The following is a 22472-nucleotide window of genomic DNA, read 5'->3' as shown; positions in this document are numbered from 1 at the left end:
GCAGCGACCAGCCTTCCCCTTTCGAAAGAAGCAGTGATCCCCATGGCCAAGCGAATCGACGTCAGCGGCCTCTCCGCCTACTACGGCTCCCACAAGGCGATCGACGACATCTCCATGACGGTCGAGCCCCGCTCGGTGACGGCCTTCATCGGCCCGTCCGGCTGCGGCAAGTCCACCTTCCTGCGCACCCTCAACCGGATGCACGAGGTCACCCCCGGCGGCCGGGTCGAGGGCAAGGTGCTCCTGGACGACGAGGACCTCTACGGGCAGGGCATCGACCCGGTCGCCGTGCGCCGCACGGTCGGCATGGTCTTCCAGCGCCCGAACCCGTTCCCGACCATGTCGATCTTCGACAACGTCGCGGCGGGCCTGCGGCTGAACGGCTCGTACAAGAAGTCCGAGCTGGGCGACATCGTCGAGAAGTCCCTCAAGGGCGCGAACCTCTGGAACGAGGTCAAGGACCGCCTGAACAAGCCCGGCTCCGGGCTGTCCGGCGGCCAGCAGCAGCGGCTGTGCATCGCCCGCGCGATCGCGGTGGAGCCGCAGGTCCTGCTCATGGACGAGCCCTGCTCGGCCCTCGACCCGATCTCCACCCTCGCCATCGAGGACCTGGTCGGCGAGCTGAAGGAGCGCTTCACCATCGTCATCGTGACGCACAACATGCAGCAGGCCGCCCGCGTCTCCGACCGCACCGCCTTCTTCAACCTGGCCGCGGTCGGCCAGCCCGGCAGGCTGATCGAGATCGACGACACGGAGCGCATCTTCTCCAACCCGTCCGTCCAGGCCACCGAGGACTACATCTCCGGCCGCTTCGGCTGACCCGGTCCCCTCGCGGTGCTGCATGGCGGTGCCACCGCGAGGACACGAAAGGCCCGCTCCCCGGAATTCCGGGGAGCGGGCCTTGTGACGTACGGCCCCTGCGGCGTTCGAGGAGCGGGGCACGAAGCGGAGCCCACGGCCAGAAGCCCCACGGGGGCCGCCGCGGAGACCCGCTACAACACCGCCAGATCCACGATCCAGAAACTGACCGCCGCGACCACTCCGGCCGCCGGCATCGTGATGAACCACCCCAGGATGATGTTCCGCGCGACGCCCCAGCGCACGGCGTTCACCCGCTTCGTGGCCCCCACACCCATGATCGCCGACGTGATCACGTGCGTCGTGGAGATGGGCGCCTTGAACAGGAACGCCGTGGCGAACATGATCCCCGCACCGGTCGTCTCCGCGGCGAATCCCTGGGGCGGGTCAAGCTCGATGATCTTCCGCCCGAGCGTCCGCATGATCCGCCAGCCACCGGCGTACGTGCCCAGGGACAGCATCAGCGCGCAGACGAGCTTGACCCACACCGGGATCGGGGCGTCGGCGCTCTGCACATCGCCGATGACCAGCGCCATCACGACGATGCCCATCGTCTTCTGGGCGTCCTGCAGACCGTGACCGAGCGCCATGCCCGCCGCCGACACCGTCTGCGCGATCCGGAAGCCGCGCTTGGCCTTGTGCGGGTTGGTGCGGCGGAACAGCCACAGGATGATGCACATCACCAGATAACCGACGATCAGGCCGACGACCGGCGACAGGAACATCGGGATGATGATCTTGTCCACGACCCCGGACCAGATGACGTCCGTACCGCCCGCCAGCGCCGCGCCGACCATGCCGCCGAACAGCGCGTGGGACGAGGACGACGGAAGACCGAAGTACCAGGTGACGAGGTTCCAGATGATCGCGCCGACCAGCGCGGCGAAGAGGATGCCCATCCCCTTCGAGCCGTCGGGCGTCTCGATCAGGCCCTTGCTCACGGTGTGCGCGACACCGCTGCCGAGGAAGGCACCGGCGAGGTTCATCACCGCTGCCATGGCCAGCGCGGCCCGAGGGGTCAGCGCCCGCGTCGACACCGACGTGGCGATGGCGTTCGCCGAGTCGTGGAAGCCGTTCGTGTATGTGAATCCGAGCGCGACCCCGATGGTCACGATCAGTGCGAAGGTGTCCACGGAGCCTCAGGACTCCTTGACGGCGATGGTCTCCACCGTGTTCGCCACGTGCTCGAACGCGTCGGCCGCTTCCTCCAGCACATCCACGATCTGCTTGAGCTTCAGCACCTCGATGGCCTCGTACTTGCCGTTGAAGAGGTGGGCGAGCAGCTTGCGGTGGATCTGGTCCGCCTGGTTCTCCAGACGGTTGACCTCGATCCAGTACTCGGTGAGGTTGTCCATGGTCCGCAGGCTCGGCATGGCCTCGGCGGTCAGCTCGGCCGCCCGCGCCAGCACCTCGATCTGCTGCTCCACACCCTTGGGGAGCTCCTCGACCTGGTACAGCACGACCAGGTCGACGGCCTCCTCCATGAAGTCCATGATGTCGTCGAGCGACGAGGCCAGGTTGTAGATGTCCTCGCGGTCGAACGGCGTGATGAAGGAGGAGTTCAGCTGGTGGAAGATCGCGTGAGTGGCGTCGTCACCGGCGTGTTCGGCGGCCCGCATACGCTCTGCGATCTCGGCCCGGGCGGAGGCGTCCGCACCGAGCAGTTCCATCAGGAGCTTGGAGCCCGTGACGATGTTGTCCGCGGACGCGGAGAACATGTCGTAGAAGCTCGTCTCCCTGGGGGTCAGACGAAAGCGCACGTGGGGTCCTCGGGGTGCTTCGGTTTCGGTCAGGCTGATGCTAAGCGCATCATCCGGCCACGGCTAATGGGCCGTCTACCAGTGTCACCCATCGAAATGAGTGCTCCGGCAGGGGGTCCGCCCCGGCGTCGTTTCCGGGCTCCCTACCCGGCGAAGGCCGGAACCATATACCCTGTAGGGGTATACGTAAGTGACGTTTCCGGCACGCTCGCCGGCCGCTCCGGTGACGATCCGACGGCCGGACCGGCGCCGGGGACGGCAGCGCCGGGGCACGGCAACGGGAGGACGACGCGATGACGACCACAGAGGCCGGTGCGCCCACGCCCTCCGAGGGCCCGGCCGGGGTTCCGGCCGACAGCGGCCACGGTACTCCCGGCGACGCGTCCGGGATCGTCACCGACCACGACCGCGGCATCCACGGGTACCACCACCAGAAGGACGAGCACCTCAAACGCCTGCGCCGCATCGAGGGCCAGATCCGGGGTCTGCAGCGGATGGTCGACGAGGACGTCTACTGCATCGACATACTCACCCAGGTCTCCGCCTCCACCAAGGCGCTGCAGTCCTTCGCCCTCCAGCTCCTGGAGGAGCACCTGCGGCACTGCGTCGCGGACGCCGCGCTCAAGGGGGGCACGGAGATCGACGCGAAGGTGGAGGAGGCGACGAAGGCGATCGGCCGGCTGCTGCGCACCTGAGACGCACGGCCCGTCACGGCGGACCCGTGCCAGGGACCCGTACCGGCGGACGCGAGGGGGCGGGTCCGTACCGGCCTCGGAGTCAGGAGCGCGGTCGCTCGCGGGCGCGCTCCTCGGCCACCTTCAGCACCTTGTCGATGCTCTCCAGGCTGAGCCGCTCCTCGTCGGCCGCCGACGCGGCGATCATGAGGTCTCCGCACAGCTCGATCTCGGCGAGGGCCACGTGGTCCTGAACTGCCGTACCGCCGACCGGAGCCACGTGCATCACCTCTTTCTGCCGTCACCGACTTCCAAGAGTAGGGAGCGGTGCACACCACGCGCATGGCACGGACGGACCATTTCCAGCCCCTCAGGGACGGTCATCTTCCGGCCGCCCCGCACGGTCCGCGTCCCCGCTCACCCCTCGCCCGGCCCCTCCGTCCCGCTCTCCGTCCCCGCGCCGGTGCCGCCGTCCGTCCCCCCGTCCGTACGGCCCTCGGCTCCGCCTTCCGCGATCTCCCCGGCGTAGATGTCCCCCGCCTCGGGGAGCCGCACCTCGGCCGGCGCCCCGAAGTCGTACAGCAGGGTCGTCGAGGCCACCGCGACCGTGCCCTCGCGCTGTCCGTTGACGAAGCTGAACCGGTGCCGGACCTTGCGGACGCGCCCCTCGTCGTCGAGGTACGCGTCGAACGGCACCTCCGCCGTCGCGAACCCCTTGGCCGCCGCCCGCAGGGACGCCCGGTTGCCCGCCGACGCCTCCTTCGCGGCCAGCGCGAGATCGGCCGTCCCCCGGTAGTGCCGCACCGGCGTCCCCGCCACCTCGGTCCGGCCCACGTACGTCGCCGTCCGCGTCCCGCGCAGCAGCTCGGCCGCCGCGAACGGGTCGGTGGCGCCGCCCGTCACCAGGTTCCCGTCGGAGAGTGTCGCCGTGTCGACTCGCACCCACTTGTCGGCCGGCACGCCCGCGCCCCGGTTCTTCATGAACAGGGCACCCGGTGCGAGGAGTTCGGTGATCGGCTTGTGTTCGCTGCCCCCGGCCGGGTCCTGCGGCAGCAGCACCTTCAGCCTGCCCGTCCGCCTGCGGTAGTCGTACGTCCCCTCGCCCCGGATGGTCACCCGGGTGCCGCCGGTGGCCATCTCCATCGACGTACGGGCCTTCGAACTCCCGGCGCGCACCAGCGTGCCGGCCGCCTGGTGCAGCGTCTCGACGGCGTCGGTGCCCGCGTGCGCGCCGTCGGCGGCGGCCCCTTCGCCCGCGCAGCCGGTGGCGCCGGCCATGAGCCCCGCCACCACGGCGGCCGTCGCGACCGCTCCGCTCGTCCGCCTGTGCTGCTGCGCCACCATCGTCCGCCGACCCCCAGCCGGTCCGTCCGGGCCCTTCCGTCCCCCCGCTTAACGACGCGTGGGGGCGCCCGTCACGCGGCCGTCAGCACACGGCCGACGGCCTGCCGGGCCGTCACCGGCCGTTCACCCGGACCGGGTAGCGTGACCGGCGTGGCGCAGCGGGACGAGGGCGATGGACCCCAGGAGCACCTGACGACGACCGTGGAGCAGGGCCGCTTCTGCGTGGCCCGCTGCGTGTGCGGCTGGCGCGGCCCGGCCCGCCGCGCCCGCAGCCTGGCCCGCGCGGACGCCGACGGCCACCCGTCGGCCTGACCGGCGCCCGTCGCGCGCCGGTGCGCCGCATCCCGCCCCGGCGTACCGGGAACCTCCGGGGCCATGCGCCCGTCTCCTCCCCGGGGAGACCATGGGAGGCGCACATGCAACGGCGTAGGTTCATCGGGGCCGGCGCTGCCGGTGTGGCGGCGGCGCTGACGAGCGGCTGCAGCGGGGACGGCGACGGCGGCTCCGGCACGTCCGCCGCCGCGAAACCGGGCAGCACCGCGATCGGCACGAAGACGACCACCACCGGGGCCCGCGCCGCCGCGAACCTCACCGCGCTCTCCAGGGATCTCGACGGCGCGCTGGTCCGCCCCGGCGACCGCTCCTGGTCCACGGCCCGTCAGCTCTACAACACCCGCTTCGACTCCCTGCGCCCGAACGCCGTCGCGTACGTGGCCCACGTGCAGGACATCCGTACGACCCTGGCCTACGCCCGCGCCCACCATCTCAAGGTGGCGATCCGCAACGGCGGCCACTCCTACGCGGGCTGGTCCTCGGGCAACGGCCGCCTGATCGTCGACGTCTCCAAGCTGAACAAGGTCCGGGCGAGCGGGGGCGAGGCGGTCGTCGGCGGCGGCGCCAAGCTGATCGACGTCTACCGCGCGCTCGCGGCGAAGGGCGTCACCATCCCCGCCGGTTCCTGCCCGACCGTGGGCATATCCGGGCTCACCCTGGGCGGCGGGCACGGTGTGGTCTCCCGGGCGTACGGGCTGACCTGCGACAGTCTCGTCCAGGCGACGCTGGTCACCGCGAACGGCAGGGAGCTGGTCGCCGACTCCGGCGAGAACAAGGACCTCTTCTGGGCGCTGCGCGGCGCGGGCAACGGCAACTTCGGCGTCGTCACCGAGCTGCGTTTCAAGACCCATCCGGCGCCGCAGGGCGTCACCGCGTACATGAGCTGGCCGTGGAGCCGGGCCGCCGCCGTCCTCGGGGCGTGGCAGGAGTGGGGCCCCGACCAGCCCGACGAGATCTGGTCGTCGTGCCATCTCGCGAGCGCGGCGGGCGGCACACCGACGGTTTCCGTCGCCGCGTTCTCCCTGGGCACGTACGGCGAGCTGCAGAACGCGGTGGACCGCCTCGCCGACCGGATCGGCGCGTCCGCGACCAGCGTCTCCCTCAAGCGCCGGTCCTACGCGGACTCCATGGAGGTCTACGCGGGCTGTTCGTCCTTCCCCACGGACGCCCAGTGCCACCTCCCGGGTTCGACACCGGGCCGCTCGGCGCAGGGCGCGCTGGGCCGGGAGACCTACGCGGCCCGCTCGGACTTCTTCGACCGCTCCCTCTCGGCGGCCGGCATCCGCACGCTGCTGGGCCAGATGTCATCGGTGCGCGGGGGCGCGGGCAGCGTCGCCCTGACGGCACTCGGCGGGGCGGTCAACCGTGTCGACCCGACGGCGACGGCGTTCGTCCACCGGCGTTCGCGGATGCTGGCCCAGTACATCGCCTCGTGGCGCGCGGGCACGTCCGGCTCCACCGCCCAGTCCTGGCTCGACGCGGCCCACCGTTCCATGGCTCCCCACGCCGCGGGCACGGCCTACCAGAACTACACGGACCCCACGCTCACCGACTGGCGCCGGTCCTACTACGCCGAATCGGCCCCGCACCTGAAATCGGTCAAGTCCCACTACGACCCGGAGAACTTCTTCACCTTCCCCCAGTCGCTGTAGCCACCGCTGCGGGCCTGCGTGCCGCTTGTGGCGGCGCGGGTGGGCACAGCGGCGGCACCCCGCAGACGCCGGGCAACGAGTCACCCACCCGGCAGGGACCCGCTCACGCGGCCAGGTCCCGCTCCTCCACCCGCTCGGCCTCGCCGTCCGCCCCCACGACCGCCGCCTCCACGGAACCCCGCCCGGCGGAACTCCGCACGAGCCACCCCAGCCGCCCGGACCGCTCGACTCCCCGCACCACAGGCGTGAGCCCCGCCATGGCCACCGGCGACAGCAGCAGCGCCACCGCCGTGCCCAGGGCGAACCCGCCCACGACGTCCGTCGGATAGTGGACGCCCATGTACACCCGGCAGAAGCCCTCCAGCAGCGCCAGCCCGATACCCACGAGCCCGAACTTCCGGTTCGCCACGAACAGCGCCACGCCCATGGCCATCGTCAGCGTCGCGTGATCGCTGACGAACGAGAAGTCGTCCTTGCCGGGGACGAGGACCTCGAGTCCCCGGTGGTCCACGAAGGGCCGGGGCCGCTCCACGAAACCCCGTATCGGCACGTTCACCAGAACGGCGATCCCCGCCGCGACCGGCGCCCAGAGCAGCCCGGCCACCGACACCGCGGCGCCCTCGCCGCCCCGCCGCCGCACACTCCACCAGCACCACAGCACCAGAAGCACCATGGCGAGCGGCAGCCCGTACTCACCGACGAATTCCATGCCGCGGTCGAACCACCGCGGGGCGTCCTTGGCCAGGCCATTGATGTCGTAAAGCAGGCGGACGTCGGGGTTCGACCCGGATTCGGCGAGTCCAGCCATTGCGCTGCGGCCCCTTCGTCGTCTTCTCCCGCGGCCGCACCCTTTCGTGCGCCGCTCGATCCACCCCCGTGGTCGGTTTCCGCTCTACGACAAGGAACGCACACTCCCCTTCCTTACGTTCCACTCTCCACGGAATGATCACGCAGACGTTACCGAAGAGAGACTCATCGCCGCAGCTCAGGGGGCAGGTTCACACTGAGGTGGGCAACGCTTTCGCGCCATCCTCGGTAACGCGAGTCGCGCCGAAGTAGTCCGGGGTGTCGATGGGGTCGAAGCGGATCACCGCGCCCGGTTTCGGTGCGTCGATCATGTATCCGCCGCCCACATAAATACCGACGTGCCGGATCGCCCGTGAATTGCCGAGGTCGTCCGAGAAGAAGACGAGATCCCCGGGAAGCAGTTCCTCGCGCTTGGGGTGCTGCCCCGCGTTGTACTGGTCGTTCGCCACCCGCGGCAGCGTGACACCGACACTCTCGTACGCGGCCTTGGTCAGCCCCGAGCAGTCGAAGCGTCCGTCCTGGTCAGAGGTGCCGTTCCCGCCCCACAGATAGGGCGTGCCGAGCTTCTTCTGCGCGTACGTGATCGCCCCGGCGGCCTGCTTGGACGGGTCGACCCGGGTCACGGGCCGGGCGAAGCTCTTCGCCAGCGTCGTGATCGTCTTCACGTAGTTCTGCGTTTCGGCGTACGGCGGCACGCCGCCGTACTTGATGACGGCGTAGGCGCCGGCGTTGTACGCCGCGAGCATGTTCTCCGTCGGGTCGCCGGGGGCGTCCTTCACGTACTTCGCCAGGGAGCAGTCGTAGGAGGCGGCCGATGGAATCGCGTCATTCGGGTCCCAGACGTCGCGGTCCCCGTCGCCGTCGCCGTCGACTCCGTGCGTGGCCCAGGTCCCCGGGATGAACTGCGCCATGCCCTCGGCCTGGGCGGGACTCTTCGCCTTCGGGTTGAACCCGCTCTCCTGGTAGAGCTGGGCGGCGAGCAGCGCGGGGTTGATCGCCGGGCACAGGTTGCCCCACTTCTGCACGAGCGGCTGGTACGCGGCGGGCACGGCGCCCTTCGCGAGCCCCACGGCCCCCTGGGCGGCGCCGCCCGCGATGCCTCCGGCGGTCATGTAGACGCCGACGACGAGCAGCATCACGAACCCGAGCCCCGAGCCGACGAGAGCGGTCGCTACGATCCATGCCTTACGCACCGTCAACCACCCCTCGCCGCACGTGAGTCCGCCCACGCAAGTGTAGAGGCGGGCCCGGCGCCACGGGATGATCACGTTCAAGGAGAATCGGCACGTGGCGACCCCGCCCCAGCACCCCCTCCCGCCCCCTGGCAACCCCTTCGCCCCGCAAGGCGGTCACGCGCCGAACACGCCCCCGCAGCAGCAGGCGTACGGGCAGCCGCAAGCTCCCGGATACGGCCAGCCGCAGGCCCCCGGATACGGGCAGAACCCGGCGTACGGCGGTCACCCGGGCACCCAGCAGTACGTCTGCCGTCTCTGTGCCGCCCAGCCCGCCGGGGACATCACCATCCGTCAGCACACCGGCCTGCTCATCGCGATGCGGTTCTCGAAGATGCAGGGCCCGCTGTGCCGCTCCTGCGCGACCGCGCTCAATCGTGACATGACGGCGAAGACGCTGGCGGGCGGCTGGTGGAGCCCGTTCTCCCTCGTCGTCTTCACGCCGTTCACGCTGCTGTGGAACCTCTACTGCCACATGAAGGCGAAGAAGCTGGCGCACCCCTCGCCCTCCCCGGCCGGGATCAGGCTCGACCAGGGCAAGCTGCTGCTGCACCGGCCGATCGCCTACGTCGCCGTGATACCGGCGCTGTGGTTCTGCTGGGTCCTCGTGATGATCTTCACCCAGCCCTGACCGCGTCCTGGTAGAGACGGGCGACCGCGTCGCCCAGGACGACGCTGTAGGAGACGTCGGCGGTGTCCCCGCCCTGCTCGTGGCCGCCGATCACCCCGACGATCTCGCCGTCCCCGTTCACCCAGGGGCTGCCGCTCGTGCCGCCGGGGAAGTCGGGGCACGCGACGCGCTGCTGGCCGGCGCTGTGGACGGTCGGCCTGTTCGTACAGGTGACGGGCGTGTCGAGAGACTTCGGATACCCGGTGAGGGTCACCTCGGCCGCCCCCGTCACCCGCCCGGTGGCCAGCGCGTTACCCCCGCTGACGGCGTCCTCGACGCCCCGCCCGCCCGTGCCGCCGTCGCCCCCGGCCTCGGCGACCACCGCGAAGGCGATGTCGCTGTCCTCGTCCCGGCTCTGCTTCCACGCGTCGGCGACGTACGTCCTGCCGACCCGCCACACCCCGTACGGCGTGGCGCCGTCCCGGTAGCCGGGCGCGAAGAGCAGGGCGGCGCCGTCACCGTCCAGACAGTGCGCTGCGGTGGCGATGACGTCGTGCCGCGCGCTGTGCACCACGGAGGCGGTACAGAAGTGCCCACCGCCCTCCCGGTAGAGCACGCCCACCCGGGCGCTCGCGGCCGTCGCGGCGGCCGGCGTCGTCACCCCGAGCAGCCCGGTGCCGTCCTCGGCGGCCGCCGAGGAGGAGGACCAGGAGGACCAGGACACAGCCAGCAGCACGGCGGCGCCGTACAGGGCGCGCCGCCGTGCACCGGGGAGACGTGAGCTGCGCTTCATCCCCACCACTGTGCCCAGGCGAGCGGGGATTGTCCTGACGGAAGGCCGTGACCTGCGGGAATCACCCCGAGTCACCCCGCTGGCACTCCGCCCACAACAGCTTCCCGCCCCCGACGACGCCGCCGTCCCCGCGGGACCCCTCGAACACGTGCGCGCCCCACGCGTCCGCGCAGACCCGCACGAGGTGCAGCCCGCGTCCGCGCTCGTCCTCCTCCCGCGCCCGTGCGGGCACGGCCCCGTAACCGTCGGGCACGCGCGGATCGGAGTCCCACACGGCGACACGCAGCCGGTCCTCCCCCACGGCCCGCAACCGCAGGGCGTACGGCCCCTTCGTGTGCAGATGGGCGTTGGTCAGCAGTTCCGACGCCAGCAGTTCGGCGGTCGGCGCGAGCCCGGCCAGGCCGTGAGCGGCCAGCACGGTACGGAGCGTCGCCCGGGCGATCCCCGGTGCGCGTGGATCGTGCGGGAGTTGAAGGGTGTAGGCCCAGGACGGCGATACGGTGGCCATCGGAAGTCTCCGATCACTGAGGGAAGTTGGACGGTTGCCCAGTGACCAGGTCGCTCCGTCGAGCGGGGTGCTTCTGGGCAGCGGCGCCAGACCCAAAGTAGCGCTTCCGGATATATTCTTTAGCGCTTTCGGAACCAGAATTACTGAACCACCCGCCTGGGCGACTGGTAGTACAGAGGAGCGACGGGATGCCCGTGAGGACCAACCCGACGGCGCGTCAACTCCGTTTCGGTGCCGAGTTGCGAAAGTTGCGTGAGCGGGCAGGGCTGACCTCCACTCAGGCCGCCCAGCTCTTGGGCATGAAGCAGGCACAGGTCAGCAACATGGAAACTGGACGCCTCGGTGTGAGTGCCGAGCGTGTACGGGCCATGGCCTGCCAGTACGAGTGCCCGGACAAGTCGCTGGTCGAAGCGATCGCCGGGATGACAGGCGAGCGCAAGCGTGGATGGTGGGAGGAGTACCGGGACATCCTGCCCGCGGGCCTGCTGGACCTGGCCGAGCTGGAGCGCCACGGGACGGCACTGCGCACAGCTCACACGTCAGGCATTCCGGGTCTGCTCCAGACGACGGAGCACGCCCGCGAGGTCTTCCGCCAGGTGGTTCCCGAGCTCTCCCCTCCCGAGGTGGAGCATCGGACGTCGTTCCGCATCAAGCGACAGGCTGTCCTGTTCCACAGCCAACCGATGATCCCGTACCAGGCGGTCATCCACGAGGCAGCACTGCACATGCGGTTCGGTGGCCGGGAAGTCGCCCGCCGGCAGCTCAAGCACCTGCTCAAGATGGGCGAGCATCCCAACATCTCCATCCTGGTGATCCCGTTCGACGCGGGCGGATACCCCGGGTCGGGCCAGCCCATGTACTACGTCGAGGGTCCCGTGCCGCAGCTCGACACCGTGCAGCTGGATCAGTCGCACGGGATCGTCCTGCTGGACGCCGAGGGTCAGCTCTCGAAGTACCGCACGATCCTCGACCGCCTGACCGCTCTCAGCCTGATCGAGATCGAGTCCCGTGCCCTCATCCACACCATCATCCAGAACCTCTGAGAGGTAGCCGTGCCCATCAAGTCTTGGCAGAAGTCGACGTACTGCGGTGAGGGCGAGTCCTGTGTGCACGTGGGCGGCGACGCCACCGGAGACGCGTTGTACATAACCGAGAGCAGCGACCCGCGCTCGGTCATACTCACGGCCGCCCCCGCGGCCTTCCGCACCCTCGTCCACGTACTCAAGGAGGCCCGGACCCGTGGCTGACATCCCCCCGGACCTCGAATGGACCCGGGCCGCCCCCGAGGGCGAGACCGGACCGGGCCCGTGGATCGAACTGGCCTTCGGCGACGACGACCTCGTCTACATCCGGGAAACCAGTGACCCCACGAACATCGTCACTACCACTCAGAAGAAGTGGGACGCATTCGTGCTCGGAGTGCAGGCCGGCGAGTTCGACCACTTCGTGGAAGGCATCGATCTAGGAGACGCGTGATCTCAGGTACACGGAAACAGACACCCGGCACGACGCGGCGGACCCTTCTGACGGGCGGCGCCGCCGTCACCGCACTCGCGCTGACGGCCGGTCAGGCCCACGCGGGGAGCGCCCCGCGGACCCACGCCGGCGCACGCCTCCGGGAGCTGGAGGCGCGGCACGGCGCGAGGGTGGGCGCGTTCGCCTACAACGTGGCCACCGGCGCCTCCGTCCGGCACCGCGCGGCGGAACGTTTCCCCATCTGCTCCCTGTTCAAGACGGTAGCCGCGGGCGCCATCCTCAGGGACCTGGACCGGCACGGCGAGGTCCTGGCGAAGCGCATCCACTACACGGACGCGGACATGGTCGAGGAGAACTCGCCGATCACGAGCAAACCGGAGAACCGCGCTGCCGGGATGACGGTCGCGGAACTGGCCGACGCGGCGATCCGCTACAGCGACAACACGGCGGGCAACCTCATGCTGCGCGAGCTGGGCGGGCCGAGGGCGATCACCCGCTTCTGCCGCTCGCTGGGGGACACCAGGACCCGCCTGGACCGCTGGGAGCCGTTGCTGAACACGTGCGAGCCGTGGCGGGTGGAGGACACGACGACCCCGGCGTCCCTCGCCGGCACGTACGCCCGGCTGGTCCTCGGCGACGCGCTGAACCCCGCGGACCGCGAACGGCTGACGGGGTGGCTCCTGAACAACACGACCAGTGACGACCGCTTCAGAAAGGGACTGCCCGCGGACTGGACGGTCGCCGACAAGACGGGCGGAGGCGACTACGGGACGAACAACAACGCGGGGATCGCCTGGACGCCGGACGGCACCCCGATCGTGCTGGCCGTCCTCACCACGAAGCCGGACCCCGATGCACCCGCCGACAACCCGCTGGTCGCCGCGGCCGCCGGGATCCTGGCGGGGGCGGTGACCTGACGCCGGGTCACCCATAAGCGGGGCTTCCGCATCCGGCAGACTCTTCGTTGCCCGGCGTGACACTCCGTGATACACAGAGTGACCATACGATTCTTCACACACCGGCCCGCGTGGCCCACCGGGGCTTCACGCGGGCCGGTGGCAAGAGATTCGCGCGAAACCCGCCAATCGATGACGCCAAGTCGACATACGACAGCGTCATTGTCGGCGACAATGGGGCTCGACCTCTGCGCACCGTGGGCAGAGGATGCAGAACAACCCACTAGGGGCGGTGACTTACATGCTTCTTGCAGCCGAAAAGGGCGACATCACCACCATCATCGGCGGGATCGCTCCGGACTGGGGGCCCTTCGGCAGCCTGGGCAACGAGGCGCGGGTGATGATCGAGGTCGTGATGGCGGTGGCCATCCTGCTCTGCCTCGGGATCGCGATCTGGGGTGCGGCCAAACAGCGCATCGGCGCGACGGCCCTGCGCGACACCTTCAGTGCCGAACAGGGGAAGGGCCTCATCATCGCGGGCCTCACCGGAGTCTTCATCATCGGATCCCTCGGCACGCTGTTCACCATCGTGTACGGCATGGCTGTCTAGGCCGGCCGCCGGATCGGCGCACCGTCAGTTTCCGGCCGGTCCCGTCCGGCCCCCACCACCCACCCGTCCGTCGCGCCCACCGGCTGAGGTTGCGTTTCCCTGATGTCGAGTCACCACACCGCGCCCGCGCGGGAACCAGCACGGCTACCGTCGTACTGTCACGCGTTTCGGTACGAGGTCGAGGGGGCGTCCGCGGCATGAGCCATGGTGACGACTACGGCGACTCCGGACGCCCTGACGAAGGGGCCTACGGCGGGTCCGGCCACACCCGCACCCGCCTCCCCGACGACGGAACCGACGCCTACGGCGACGCGCGCCGCGCCCGTACGCGCTCCTCGTCACGCAGCCTCGTGACCGTCGTGGGCGTCGTCGTCCTCCTCATCGCCGCGATCGCCTTCGCGAACCGCGGAGGCGGCGGCGACGACACCTCGGACGACACGGGCGGCAGCAAGCCGGAAACGGCCCCGACAGCGGCCTCCGGCGACAAGCCGGTGAGAACGACGACGGGCGGCATCCCGTCGGGCTACAGCCACACCCGTAAGGGTGCGCAGAGCGCTGGCGCCAACTACGCCGTGGCGCTGGGTTCCGACGCCATGTTCAACACGGCTCAACGACACGAAATCGTCGAGACCGTCGCCGCTTCCAGCAGGGTGGGTCAGCTTCAGTCCGGCTTCGACGCCGACTACTCGGCCGACCTCCTCGACAAAATCGGACTCGACGACAACGGCGAGGCGCCGTCGGGCAGCACATTCGTCAACCGCACGCTGCCCGTGGGCACCAAGGTCACGTCCTACGGCACCACGTCGGCCACCGTCGAGGTGTGGTGCAACAGCCTCTTCGGGCTTACGGGCGAGACCTCCACGAACCCCGTGACGAGCAGCTGGTTCACCGTGACCATGAAGCTGACCTGGGACGACGACTGGAAGGTCCTGGAGACCAGCCAGAAGTCCGGCCCGACCCCGGTCAACGGAGACAATCCCGTCTCGGGAAGCGACGAGATCGGTAAGGCTGTCGAGGAGTACGGAGGGTTCACCTATGCCCGGTAGCCCGCGCCGCGCGCTCAAGCTGACCGGTGTCCTGGCGGCCGTACAGACCGCGGCCGTACTGCTCGCGTCCCGAGCCTACGCCGCGCCCAAGCCGAAACCGTCCGACGACCCCTGCTCGCTGATCGCCGGCCCCGCCAAGGACTACTGCGAACGCGACGACGGCTCATCCGGCACCGGTGGCTCCACCGGAGGTGCCGGTACCGACCCCCTCACGTCCACCCTCGACCCCCTCGGCTCGCTCGCCAAGGGCTGTGCCGACGCCGCGTCCTGGACCGTCGACAAGCTCAGTGAGGCCGTGCAGGAGACGGCGAACGTCGACTTCACGAACCCGCAGTTCCTGAAGCAGTACGCGGTCGTCTTCGCCGCGTCGGCGATCCTGACGCTGCTGCTGTGGCTGCTCGCGGTCGCCAAGCGGGCGGTGCGCGGCGTGCCGTTCGCGACGGCCATGTCCGAGGCCATCGGGTTCCTGTGGCTGACGGTGCTCGCGTCGGCGTTCACACCGTTGATCCTCTACACCGTCGTCTCGGCGACCGACGGTGTCTCCGACGTGCTGTCGAAGTCGACCGGGAACCAGACGGACACGTTCTTCGGGACGTTCTCCGGGGCGCTGTCCAAGGGCAACGACATCGGCGGCGGCCCGATCATGCTGATCCTGGTGTCGCTGGTGTCGATCCTCGCGGCGGGCGTCCTCTACCTGGAGCTGTATCTGCGGGCGGTGCTCCTGTACGTCGGCGCCCTGCTCGGCGTCGTCGTGTACGCGGGGCTGGTGGACAAGAACCTGTGGGGCCACGTCCGCCGCTGGGCCGGTGTGATGATCGCAGTGATCCTGGTGAAGCCGGTGATCGTCATCGTGCTCGGCCTGGCCGGCGCCCTCGCGTCGGACGACGGTCCGGACTCGCTCGCCGCGATCGTGTCGGGCCTCGCCATCATCCTGCTGGCCATCTTCGCCAGCGCCATGATCTACCGCTTCGTCCCCGGCTTCGGCGACGAGATCGCCAACGGCCGCAACAACCGGATCATGCGCGGCGCCGAGGGGAAGGCCGCCGCCGTGATCAGTTCCCCGGCGACCCTGGTCGCCCAGGGCATCAAGACCCACAGCTCCCGCGCCGGGAGCAACGGGGGCCAAGGAGGCGGCGGCGGCCAGCCCCGCCCCGCCAACCCGGTCTCCGGCGGCGTGGCCGCGCACAGCACCCGTACGCCCTCGGGCGGCGGCGGAGCCGTCCCCTCCGCCGCGCCCCCGCCCCGTACCAGCCCGGCCAACACACCCCACGCCGGCTCACGCACCACAGGCAACAGCAGCAACAACCGCACGGGAGGTGAAGGGCGTTGACGACCGAGTCCCATGTGTCCCATCCGGTCACGCCCCGCCGTACATATCTGATCGGCCGCGCCCGGCCGAACGCGATCGTCGGCCGCAACCGCGAGTCCGGCGAGATCGCGCTGATCATCGCGGGCGCGTTCCTCGGCATGATGTGCGGACTGCTCGTCCCCGTGCTCTCCCTGCGGATCGTCCTGCTCATGGGCTTCCCGCTGCTCGCGCTGGCCGCCGTGTACGTCCCGTACAAGCGCCGCACGTTCTACAAGTGGTTCGAGATCAACCGCAGCTACAAGCGGAACCTGCGCCGGGGCACCACGTACCGCTCCGGGGCCATGGACGCCGGTACGCGCCTCGACGGCCGTGAGGTCGAGGTCGGGCCGCCGCCCGGGATCGGCCGCATCAGCTGGCTCGCCGCCCCCTTCGGACCGGACGAGATCGCCGTGCTCCTGCACGCCGACCGCCGCACGGTGACGGCCGCGATCGAGATCGAGGGACCCGGCGTCGGCCTCAGGGACAGCGAGGACCAGGAAGCCCTCGTCGACCGCTTCGGCACCCTGCTCAAGCACGTGGCGAACGGCGACGGCTTCGTCACCCGCCTCCAGATGCTCGCCCGCACGCTCCCCGCCGACCCGGACGCCCACGCCAAGGACGTCTCCGTACGCGGCGACGAGCGCGCCCCCGGCTGGCTGCGCCAGTCGTACGACCAGCTCCAGTCGATGGTGTCCACCAGCAGTGAGCAGCACCGCGCGTACCTCGTCGCCTGCATGCACTACTCGCGGGAGCTGGCCGCCGAGGCGCAGGCCATGGCCCGCGCGGCGCGCCCGCAGGGCGGCAGGAAGCTCGACCGGGACGCCGGCCTCGCCGTCGTCATGGCCCGCGAGCTGACGGACATCTGCTCCCGGCTCCAGGAAGCCGACATCCGCGTACGGCAGCCGCTCGGCCAGGGACGGCTCTCGTCGCTCGTGCACTCGATGTACGACCCGGACCACCCGATCGACCACATCCAGGCGATGACCAAGCGCAACGCCTGGCCCGCCGAGCTGGACGCCATGGAGCCCACCTACCTCCAGGCCAAGACCCGCGAGTCCAGCACCCGTGCCCCGTGGTGCCACGCCACGGCCTGGGTGAAGGAGTGGCCGATGACCCCGGTCGGCGTCAACTTCCTCGCACCGCTCCTCGTGCACACCCCGGACGTCATCCGGACCGTCGCCGTCACCATGGACCTCGAACCCACCGAGATCGCCATCGAGCGGATGCTCACCGAGAAGACCAACGACGACGCCGAGGCCAGCCGCGCCGCCAAGATGAACCGCACGGTCGACCCGCGCGACGTCGCCTCCCACAACCGGCTCGACCAGCGCGGCGAGGACCTCGCCAGCGGCGCCGCCGGCGTCAACCTCGTCGGCTACATCACCGTTTCCGCGAGAAACCCGGAGGCCCTCGCCCGCGACAAGCGGACGATCAGGGCCTCGGCCGGAAAGTCGTACCTGAAGCTGGAGTGGTGCGACCGCGAGCACCACCGCGCCTTCGTCAACACCCTCCCGTTCGCCACCGGCATCCGAAGGTAGGCCACCGCATGCGGGATCCGCTGTCCGTCCTCACGGACGCCTTCACGGCCTTCCTCTTCGGCAAGGTCGAGACGACCCGGCTTCCTGTCCGCACGTCGACAGGTCAGGCCCAGGCGGTCTACCTGCCGACCGCCGCGCCCGGCCTCGGCGACTCCGGCGTCATCATCGGCCGCGAGGTCTACTCGGGCAAGGGCTACATCTACGACCCCTTCCAGCTGTACGGGCAACAGCTCCCGGCACCGCACTGGCTGGTGCTCGGCGAGTCCGGGAACGGCAAGTCCGCGCTGGAGAAGACGTACGTCCTGCGTCAGCTGAGGTTCCGCGACCGGCAGGTCGTCGTCCTCGACGCCCAGGGCGAGGACGGCGTCGGCGAGTGGAACCTCATCGCCGAGGAGCTAGGCATAACGCCCATCCGGCTCGACCCGACGGCCGCCCTCGACATGGGCATCCGGCTCAACCCGCTCGACCCGGCGATCACGACGACCGGGCAGCTCGCCCTGCTCCGCACGATCATCGAGGTCGCGCTGGGGCACGGGCTCGACGAGCGGTCCGGCTTCGCGCTCAAGGTCGCCCACGCCTACGTGAACGAGACGATCGTCGAGCGCCAGCCCGTGCTCACCGACATCGTCGAGCAGCTGCGGCACCCCGAACCGGAGTCCGCCGAGGCGATGAACGTCGCCCTCGACGACGTCCGTGCCTGGGGCCTGGACGTCGCCCTGGTCCTCGACCGGCTCGTCGACGGCGACCTGCGGGGCATGTTCGACGGCCCGACGACCGTCGGCATCGACCTCGACGCCCCGCTGATCGTCTTCGACCTCTCCCACATCGACCGCAACTCCATCGCCATGCCGATCCTGATGGCCATCGTGGGCGTCTGGCTGGAGCACACCTGGATCCGCCCCGACCGGAAGAAGCGCATCTTCCTGGTCGAGGAGGCCTGGCACATCATCAACAGCCCCTTCGTGGCCCAGCTCTTCCAGCGGCTGCTCAAGTTCGGCCGACGGCTCGGCCTGTCGTTCGTGGCGGTCGTCCACCACCTGTCCGACGTCGTGGACGGGGCGGCGGCCAAGGAGGCGGCGGCCATCCTGAAGATGGCCTCGACCCGGACGATCTACGCCCAGAAGGCGGACGAGGCCCGGGCCACCGGGCGGGTGATCGGCCTGCCCAGATGGGCCGTCGAGATCATCCCGACGCTCACCCCCGGCATCGCGGTCTGGGACGTCAACGGCAACGTCCAGGTGGTCAAACACCTGATCACCGAGACCGAACGCCCCCTCGTCTTCACCGACCGCGCCATGACCGAGTCGTCCGTCGACCCCCGCACCGACGACGCCCTGCGCGCCGCCGAACTGGAGGCGGAGGAACGGGCGGCCGCCTTCATGGAGCAGCACCTCAGCGACTACGGCGACGCGTCCGAGTCCACGGTGGCGTGAGCGGAGTGAGGCACGTGTGGGGTGTGCGGGATGCGCGGGGCGTATGCGGCGCATGGGGCGCCGGGGTTCCGAGGCATGTGAGGGACGTAAGGGGCTGTGAGGGGACGTGAGATGAGACCCGACGAGCGCGACCGCCGCCGCGAGGGCGAACGGGGCATCCCCGACGGACTGCTGGTGGGCGCGCTGGCGTTCCTGCTCGGCATGACCCTGCTGGTGTGGTCGGCCGCGGGTCTCGCCGGCCTGCTCGCCCAGGGCGCCTGGCCCGACGGCGTCACCTTCGCCCACACCCCCCTGGCGATGCGCCACCTCATCGGCAGCCCCCACGACCTGCCCGGCGCCTGGCCGAACACCCCGGACGGACAGCTCTCCGGCTACGGGCTGTTCTGGGGCCTGTTCATCGGACAGGTCATGGTGCTGCTCGTCCTGACCGTCTTCGCCATGGGGACGATCGCCCGGTGGAGAGCGGTACGCGCGCGGCGGCGGGCGCTGGGCCAGGCGACGGCCACGGGACCGGACCTCTCCGCACCGGCCACGGACGCCGGTACGGCGGACCGGCCACCGACGACCACCGGCACCGGGACGGCGGACCGGTCACCGGCCACCGGCACCGCCACCGGCACCGGTCCGATGGAGCAGGCCGCCGCGCCCACGACCGCGTCCTCCTCACCCGCCGCCGCGCGACCGGAGGGCGCCGCTGCTGCCGTGCCCCCGTCCGCCGCCACCGTCACTGCCACTGCCACCGCGCCTGTGCCCGCGCCCGCCGACGCGCTCGGAGCGGGGCTGCCCGGCCCCGGCGGCCCCGGGAGCGGTACCGCCGGCTGGGACGGCGTCGGCGCGGCGACCATGGCCGTACCGGCCCCCCGCGGCCCCGTGGTCCTCGGCACCGCCGACACACGCCGGCCCGTCGCCATCCAGGCCGTGCGGGACGCCGAGGGCGCCGCCCTGGTCATCACCTCGGACCCGGCGGTCTGGTCGGAGACGAAGGACGCCCGGGCCAAGCTGGGCCCCGTCCTGCTCTACGACCCCTCGCACCTGTGCGACACCCCGGCCCGGCTGCACTGGTCCCCCGTGTCAGGCTGCGAGGACAAGACCACCGCCGCGGCCAGAGCGGCCGCCCTCCTCGCCCCGGTGCGCCCCACCGCGAGGATCGACAGCGCCGTCGCCGACGTCGCGGAGACGCTGATGCGCAGCTACCTCCACGCCGCCGCCGTGGAGGGCAAGGCGTTCCGCCACGTCCACCGGTGGGCGCAGGGCACCCAGGTGCAGGACGCCGTACGGGCGCTGCGGACGAACCCGAAGGCGGCGTCCGGCGCCGCGGGCGAGCTGGAGGCGGCCCTCACCTCGCACCCCGAACGCCGGGACGTGGCCACACAACTGACGGCCCGTGCCCTCTCCGCCCTCTTCACGGTCAACGTCCGCGAATCCTGCAACCCGAACCGAACTGACAGCCTCACCTTGGATTCCTTCGTCAACGAAGGGGGCACGCTTTATGTGGTCGGTGAATCTCTCGAGGACCCCAGGTCGAATCCAGGCGCGATGCCTCTGCTGACGGCCCTCGCCTCAAGCGTGGTCGAGCGCGGCCGGCGCATGGCCGAACGGTCATCCTCCGGTCGCCTCGACCCACCACTCGCCCTCGTCCTGGACGACGTGGCGGCGGTGGCCCCACTCCCCGGCCTCCCGGACCTGCTGTCCACGGGAGCGGGCCGGGGCATGCCGACCCTGGCCCTCCTGCGCTCCAGGGAGCAGAGCAGATCCCGCTGGCCGCAGTACGAGCTCCCGGTCCAGCTCCCGTCCCCCCGCCCTACGGGCGCTTGATCACATACTCCAGCTCACGAGAGTCCGGATCGCCGGGCACGGGTGTGGTCAGCCCGGTGGGGACGAAGCCCGCCTTGCGGTAGAAGGCCTCCGCGCGGGCATTCCGCTCGTGCACGAACAGCCGCACCCGCTCCAGCCCCCGCGCCCAGGACCACGCCAGGGCGGCGTCGAAGAGCACCCCGGTCATCCCGCTCCCCCGGTACTCGGGACGTACGAAGACACCGACGAGGTGCCCCTGGTCCTGCCCGACGATGCTTCCGAACGGGTCCTGGGCGTCCGCCTCCTCGACCAGCACGGTCACGGAGCCGCCCCAGACACGACCGGCGGAGCCGCCATCGGCGCCCGCACGCGAGGCGGTCGTGTCCTCCGCGATGAACTGCTGCCGCTCGCTCGCCCCTTCGGCCGCCCCGGCCGCCCGGTCCCGCCAGAACGCCTCGGGCTTCGCCGAGGCCTCCTCATAGGTCTCCAGGAACGCGAGGTGTGCGACGGGGTCCCGCAGCGCGGCGAGCCGCAGCTCCTTCACGGCAGCCCACTCATCAGCCCGGATCGCCCGGATCAAGTACTCCATGGAGGTCACCGTAATACCGGGCCGCGCCACCCCTCATCCGATATTCCGACCGGACGGTGCCTCAACCCGTTCAGGGCATCCCGGTGACCGTCGGCGCGAGGGCGACCGTCATGCTCTTCCCATTACGCACATTGATCCATGTGATCCACAGATGATCGACAGGGAGAACGCAGCATGACCAAGGTCCAACTCGACGAGCTCCGGCACGTGATACACCCCCCGGGCAAGCTCGACAGCAGGGCGGAGCACTGGGCCGGCCGCCTCTACATGCGTGCGATCTCCCTCCGCGTGACCCGGCTGATGCTGGGGACGCGTTTCTCGCCGAACCAGATCACGACCGTGATGGTCGTCGCCGGTGTGCTCTCGGGAGTCGCCCTGGTCCTGCCGGGGATCGGCGGCGCGGTGCTCTCCGTGCTCTTCATGCAGCTGTACCTGCTGCTCGACTGCGTGGACGGCGAAGTCGCCCGCTGGCGGAAACAGTTCAGCCCGCTGGGCGTGTACCTGGACCGCCTGGGCGCCTACCTCGCCGACGTCGCCGTCATGATCGGCATGGGCGTACGCGCCGCCGAGCTCGGCCTCGACTGGTACCTGGTCGCCGGCCTCGCGGCGGGTGTCGGCGTCCTTCTCCTGAAGTCGTCCTCCGACCTCGTCCATGTGGCCCGCTCGGACAGCGGCATGGAGAAGGCCACCGACCAGTCCGTCGTACCGCGCTCCAGCGGCCTCGCCCGGGTGCGCCGTCTCGCCTCGTCGATCCAGCTCCACCGCCTGTGCAACGGCATCGAGTGCACCCTGCTGCTGCTCGTGGCCGCGGTCGTCGACCTCTCGCTCGGCGATCTGACGGCGACGCGCGTCTCCACGGTGGCCGTCACCGCCATCGTGTGGCTGCTGGTGCCGGCCCACATCGTCTCGATCGTGGCCTCTTCCCGGCTGAAGTAGCGGTTGCGGAAGCCACCCTGACCGGCGGTGCCCTCCCAGGAGGGCACCGCCCTTCTTCTGCCGCAGGCAGCCGAATGAAACTGCCCCTGGAGTGCTCCCTGCTGTTGCGACCTGCTGTTCCTGGAAGGCCTCCGCAATTGCCTCTGGAACGCAGAAAACCCCCGGACCGGTTTCCCGGTACGGGGGTATTTCCACAATGATTGTTCGGCGGCGTCCTACTCTCCCACAGGGTCCC

At 70.5% G+C, this 22472-nt stretch carries 25 protein-coding genes; 16 read left to right on the top strand and 9 right to left on the bottom strand.

Annotated elements, in window-relative coordinates; translation table 11 throughout:
• Positions 1-42 precede the first annotated feature (42 nt).
• Positions 43-819, top strand: coding sequence for a phosphate ABC transporter ATP-binding protein PstB (pstB, locus tag ACFY93_RS31580; RefSeq protein ID WP_391365327.1), 777 nt, complete (start codon positions 43-45; stop codon positions 817-819).
• Positions 820-992: 173 nt separating this feature from the next.
• On the opposite strand, the gene ACFY93_RS31575 is transcribed toward pstB, so the two are convergent.
• Together ACFY93_RS31575 and ACFY93_RS31570 are read right to left on the bottom strand one after the other, a co-directional pair.
• Positions 993-1991, bottom strand: a complete 999-nt coding sequence (locus ACFY93_RS31575) for an inorganic phosphate transporter (protein WP_391365326.1) — start codon at positions 1989-1991, stop codon at positions 993-995.
• A 6-nt stretch (positions 1992-1997) separates the two neighbouring features.
• Positions 1998-2618, bottom strand: a complete 621-nt coding sequence (locus ACFY93_RS31570; RefSeq protein WP_391365325.1) for a DUF47 family protein — start codon at positions 2616-2618, stop codon at positions 1998-2000.
• A gap of 293 nt (positions 2619-2911) precedes the next feature.
• Here ACFY93_RS31570 and ACFY93_RS31565 point away from each other — a divergent pair, with 293 nt between their 5' ends.
• Complete coding sequence (locus ACFY93_RS31565) at positions 2912-3313, top strand: metal-sensing transcriptional repressor (protein ID WP_391365324.1); 402 nt, start codon at positions 2912-2914, stop codon at positions 3311-3313.
• Between the two features lie 82 nt (positions 3314-3395).
• Here the strand turns inward: ACFY93_RS31565 and ACFY93_RS31560 are convergent, their stop codons facing one another.
• Together ACFY93_RS31560 and ACFY93_RS31555 are read right to left on the bottom strand one after the other, a co-directional pair.
• The gene (locus ACFY93_RS31560) at positions 3396-3578 is read right to left on the bottom strand and encodes a hypothetical protein (protein WP_391365323.1); all 183 of its coding nucleotides are present in this window, start codon (positions 3576-3578) and stop codon (positions 3396-3398) included.
• Between the two features lie 131 nt (positions 3579-3709).
• Positions 3710-4636, bottom strand: a complete 927-nt coding sequence (locus tag ACFY93_RS31555) for a hypothetical protein (RefSeq protein WP_391365322.1) — start codon at positions 4634-4636, stop codon at positions 3710-3712.
• A gap of 150 nt (positions 4637-4786) precedes the next feature.
• On the opposite strand from ACFY93_RS31555, the gene ACFY93_RS31550 reads away from it, so the two are divergent.
• Together ACFY93_RS31550 and ACFY93_RS31545 are read left to right on the top strand one after the other, a co-directional pair.
• Positions 4787-4948, top strand: a complete 162-nt coding sequence (locus ACFY93_RS31550) for a hypothetical protein (RefSeq protein WP_391365321.1) — start codon at positions 4787-4789, stop codon at positions 4946-4948.
• Positions 4949-5052: 104 nt separating this feature from the next.
• Complete coding sequence (locus tag ACFY93_RS31545; RefSeq protein ID WP_391365320.1) at positions 5053-6621, top strand: FAD-binding protein; 1569 nt, start codon at positions 5053-5055, stop codon at positions 6619-6621.
• A gap of 103 nt (positions 6622-6724) precedes the next feature.
• Here ACFY93_RS31545 and ACFY93_RS31540 read toward each other — a convergent pair whose 3' ends face one another.
• Together ACFY93_RS31540 and ACFY93_RS31535 are read right to left on the bottom strand one after the other, a co-directional pair.
• Complete coding sequence (locus ACFY93_RS31540; protein ID WP_391365319.1) at positions 6725-7429, bottom strand: phosphatase PAP2 family protein; 705 nt, start codon at positions 7427-7429, stop codon at positions 6725-6727.
• Positions 7430-7619: 190 nt separating this feature from the next.
• Positions 7620-8627 carry an NlpC/P60 family protein gene (locus ACFY93_RS31535; protein ID WP_391365318.1) on the bottom strand — a complete coding sequence of 336 codons (1008 nt, stop codon included), beginning with the start codon at positions 8625-8627 and terminating at the stop codon, positions 7620-7622.
• 88 nt (positions 8628-8715) lie between these two features.
• Between ACFY93_RS31535 and ACFY93_RS31530 the strand changes: the two genes are divergently transcribed.
• Positions 8716-9291: a hypothetical protein gene (locus ACFY93_RS31530; RefSeq protein WP_391365317.1), complete on the top strand. Its 576-nt coding sequence runs from the start codon at positions 8716-8718 to the stop codon at positions 9289-9291.
• On the opposite strand, the gene ACFY93_RS31525 is transcribed toward ACFY93_RS31530, so the two are convergent.
• Positions 9278-10063, bottom strand: a complete 786-nt coding sequence (locus ACFY93_RS31525) for a trypsin-like peptidase domain-containing protein (RefSeq protein WP_391365316.1) — start codon at positions 10061-10063, stop codon at positions 9278-9280. The two genes, ACFY93_RS31530 and ACFY93_RS31525, sit on opposite strands and share 14 nt — an antisense overlap.
• Before the next feature lie 61 nt (positions 10064-10124).
• Positions 10125-10571, bottom strand: coding sequence for an ATP-binding protein (locus ACFY93_RS31520; protein WP_391365315.1), 447 nt, complete (start codon positions 10569-10571; stop codon positions 10125-10127).
• A 188-nt stretch (positions 10572-10759) separates the two neighbouring features.
• Here ACFY93_RS31520 and ACFY93_RS31515 point away from each other — a divergent pair, with 188 nt between their 5' ends.
• The 10 genes from ACFY93_RS31515 (at position 10760) to ACFY93_RS31470 (ending at position 20733) form a co-directional block, all read left to right on the top strand.
• Positions 10760-11614: a Scr1 family TA system antitoxin-like transcriptional regulator gene (locus ACFY93_RS31515; RefSeq protein ID WP_391365313.1), complete on the top strand. Its 855-nt coding sequence runs from the start codon at positions 10760-10762 to the stop codon at positions 11612-11614.
• A gap of 9 nt (positions 11615-11623) precedes the next feature.
• On the top strand, positions 11624-11818 hold the full coding sequence (locus tag ACFY93_RS31510; RefSeq protein WP_391365312.1) for a DUF397 domain-containing protein: 195 nt from the start codon (positions 11624-11626) through the stop codon (positions 11816-11818).
• Positions 11811-12047, top strand: a complete 237-nt coding sequence (locus ACFY93_RS31505) for a DUF397 domain-containing protein (RefSeq protein WP_391365311.1) — start codon at positions 11811-11813, stop codon at positions 12045-12047. Before ACFY93_RS31510 ends, ACFY93_RS31505 begins: the two co-directional genes overlap by 8 nt.
• Positions 12044-12964 (top strand): class A beta-lactamase, encoded by a 921-nt coding sequence (gene bla, locus ACFY93_RS31500; RefSeq protein WP_391365310.1) that lies wholly within the window; start codon positions 12044-12046, stop codon positions 12962-12964. The genes ACFY93_RS31505 and bla overlap by 4 nt, the downstream gene beginning before the upstream one ends.
• 280 nt (positions 12965-13244) lie before the next feature.
• Entirely contained in the window at positions 13245-13553 is a 309-nt protein-coding gene (locus ACFY93_RS31495) for a hypothetical protein (protein ID WP_018527881.1), read from the top strand.
• Between the two features lie 197 nt (positions 13554-13750).
• Complete coding sequence (locus ACFY93_RS31490; protein ID WP_391365309.1) at positions 13751-14599, top strand: hypothetical protein; 849 nt, start codon at positions 13751-13753, stop codon at positions 14597-14599.
• On the top strand, positions 14589-15929 hold the full coding sequence (locus ACFY93_RS31485) for a hypothetical protein (protein ID WP_391365308.1): 1341 nt from the start codon (positions 14589-14591) through the stop codon (positions 15927-15929). Before ACFY93_RS31490 ends, ACFY93_RS31485 begins: the two co-directional genes overlap by 11 nt.
• The gene (locus ACFY93_RS31480) at positions 15926-17485 is read left to right on the top strand and encodes an SCO6880 family protein (protein ID WP_391365307.1); all 1560 of its coding nucleotides are present in this window, start codon (positions 15926-15928) and stop codon (positions 17483-17485) included. Before ACFY93_RS31485 ends, ACFY93_RS31480 begins: the two co-directional genes overlap by 4 nt.
• Before the next feature lie 8 nt (positions 17486-17493).
• Positions 17494-18918, top strand: a complete 1425-nt coding sequence (locus ACFY93_RS31475; RefSeq protein ID WP_391365306.1) for an ATP-binding protein — start codon at positions 17494-17496, stop codon at positions 18916-18918.
• Positions 18919-19029: 111 nt separating this feature from the next.
• Complete coding sequence (locus ACFY93_RS31470; RefSeq protein ID WP_391365305.1) at positions 19030-20733, top strand: TraM recognition domain-containing protein; 1704 nt, start codon at positions 19030-19032, stop codon at positions 20731-20733.
• On the opposite strand, the gene ACFY93_RS31465 is transcribed toward ACFY93_RS31470, so the two are convergent.
• Positions 20720-21301, bottom strand: coding sequence for a GNAT family N-acetyltransferase (locus ACFY93_RS31465; RefSeq protein ID WP_391365304.1), 582 nt, complete (start codon positions 21299-21301; stop codon positions 20720-20722). The two genes, ACFY93_RS31470 and ACFY93_RS31465, sit on opposite strands and share 14 nt — an antisense overlap.
• A 174-nt stretch (positions 21302-21475) precedes the next feature.
• Between ACFY93_RS31465 and ACFY93_RS31460 the strand changes: the two genes are divergently transcribed.
• Positions 21476-22237: a CDP-alcohol phosphatidyltransferase family protein gene (locus ACFY93_RS31460; RefSeq protein ID WP_391365303.1), complete on the top strand. Its 762-nt coding sequence runs from the start codon at positions 21476-21478 to the stop codon at positions 22235-22237.
• The last annotated feature ends 235 nt before the right edge of the window (positions 22238-22472 follow it).

The organism is Streptomyces sp. NPDC008313, assembly GCF_042956125.1.
Taxonomy (GTDB): domain Bacteria; phylum Actinomycetota; class Actinomycetes; order Streptomycetales; family Streptomycetaceae; genus Streptomyces.
Note: the sequence above shows the minus strand (reverse complement) of the source record. Positions and strands in the feature narration are given on the sequence as shown.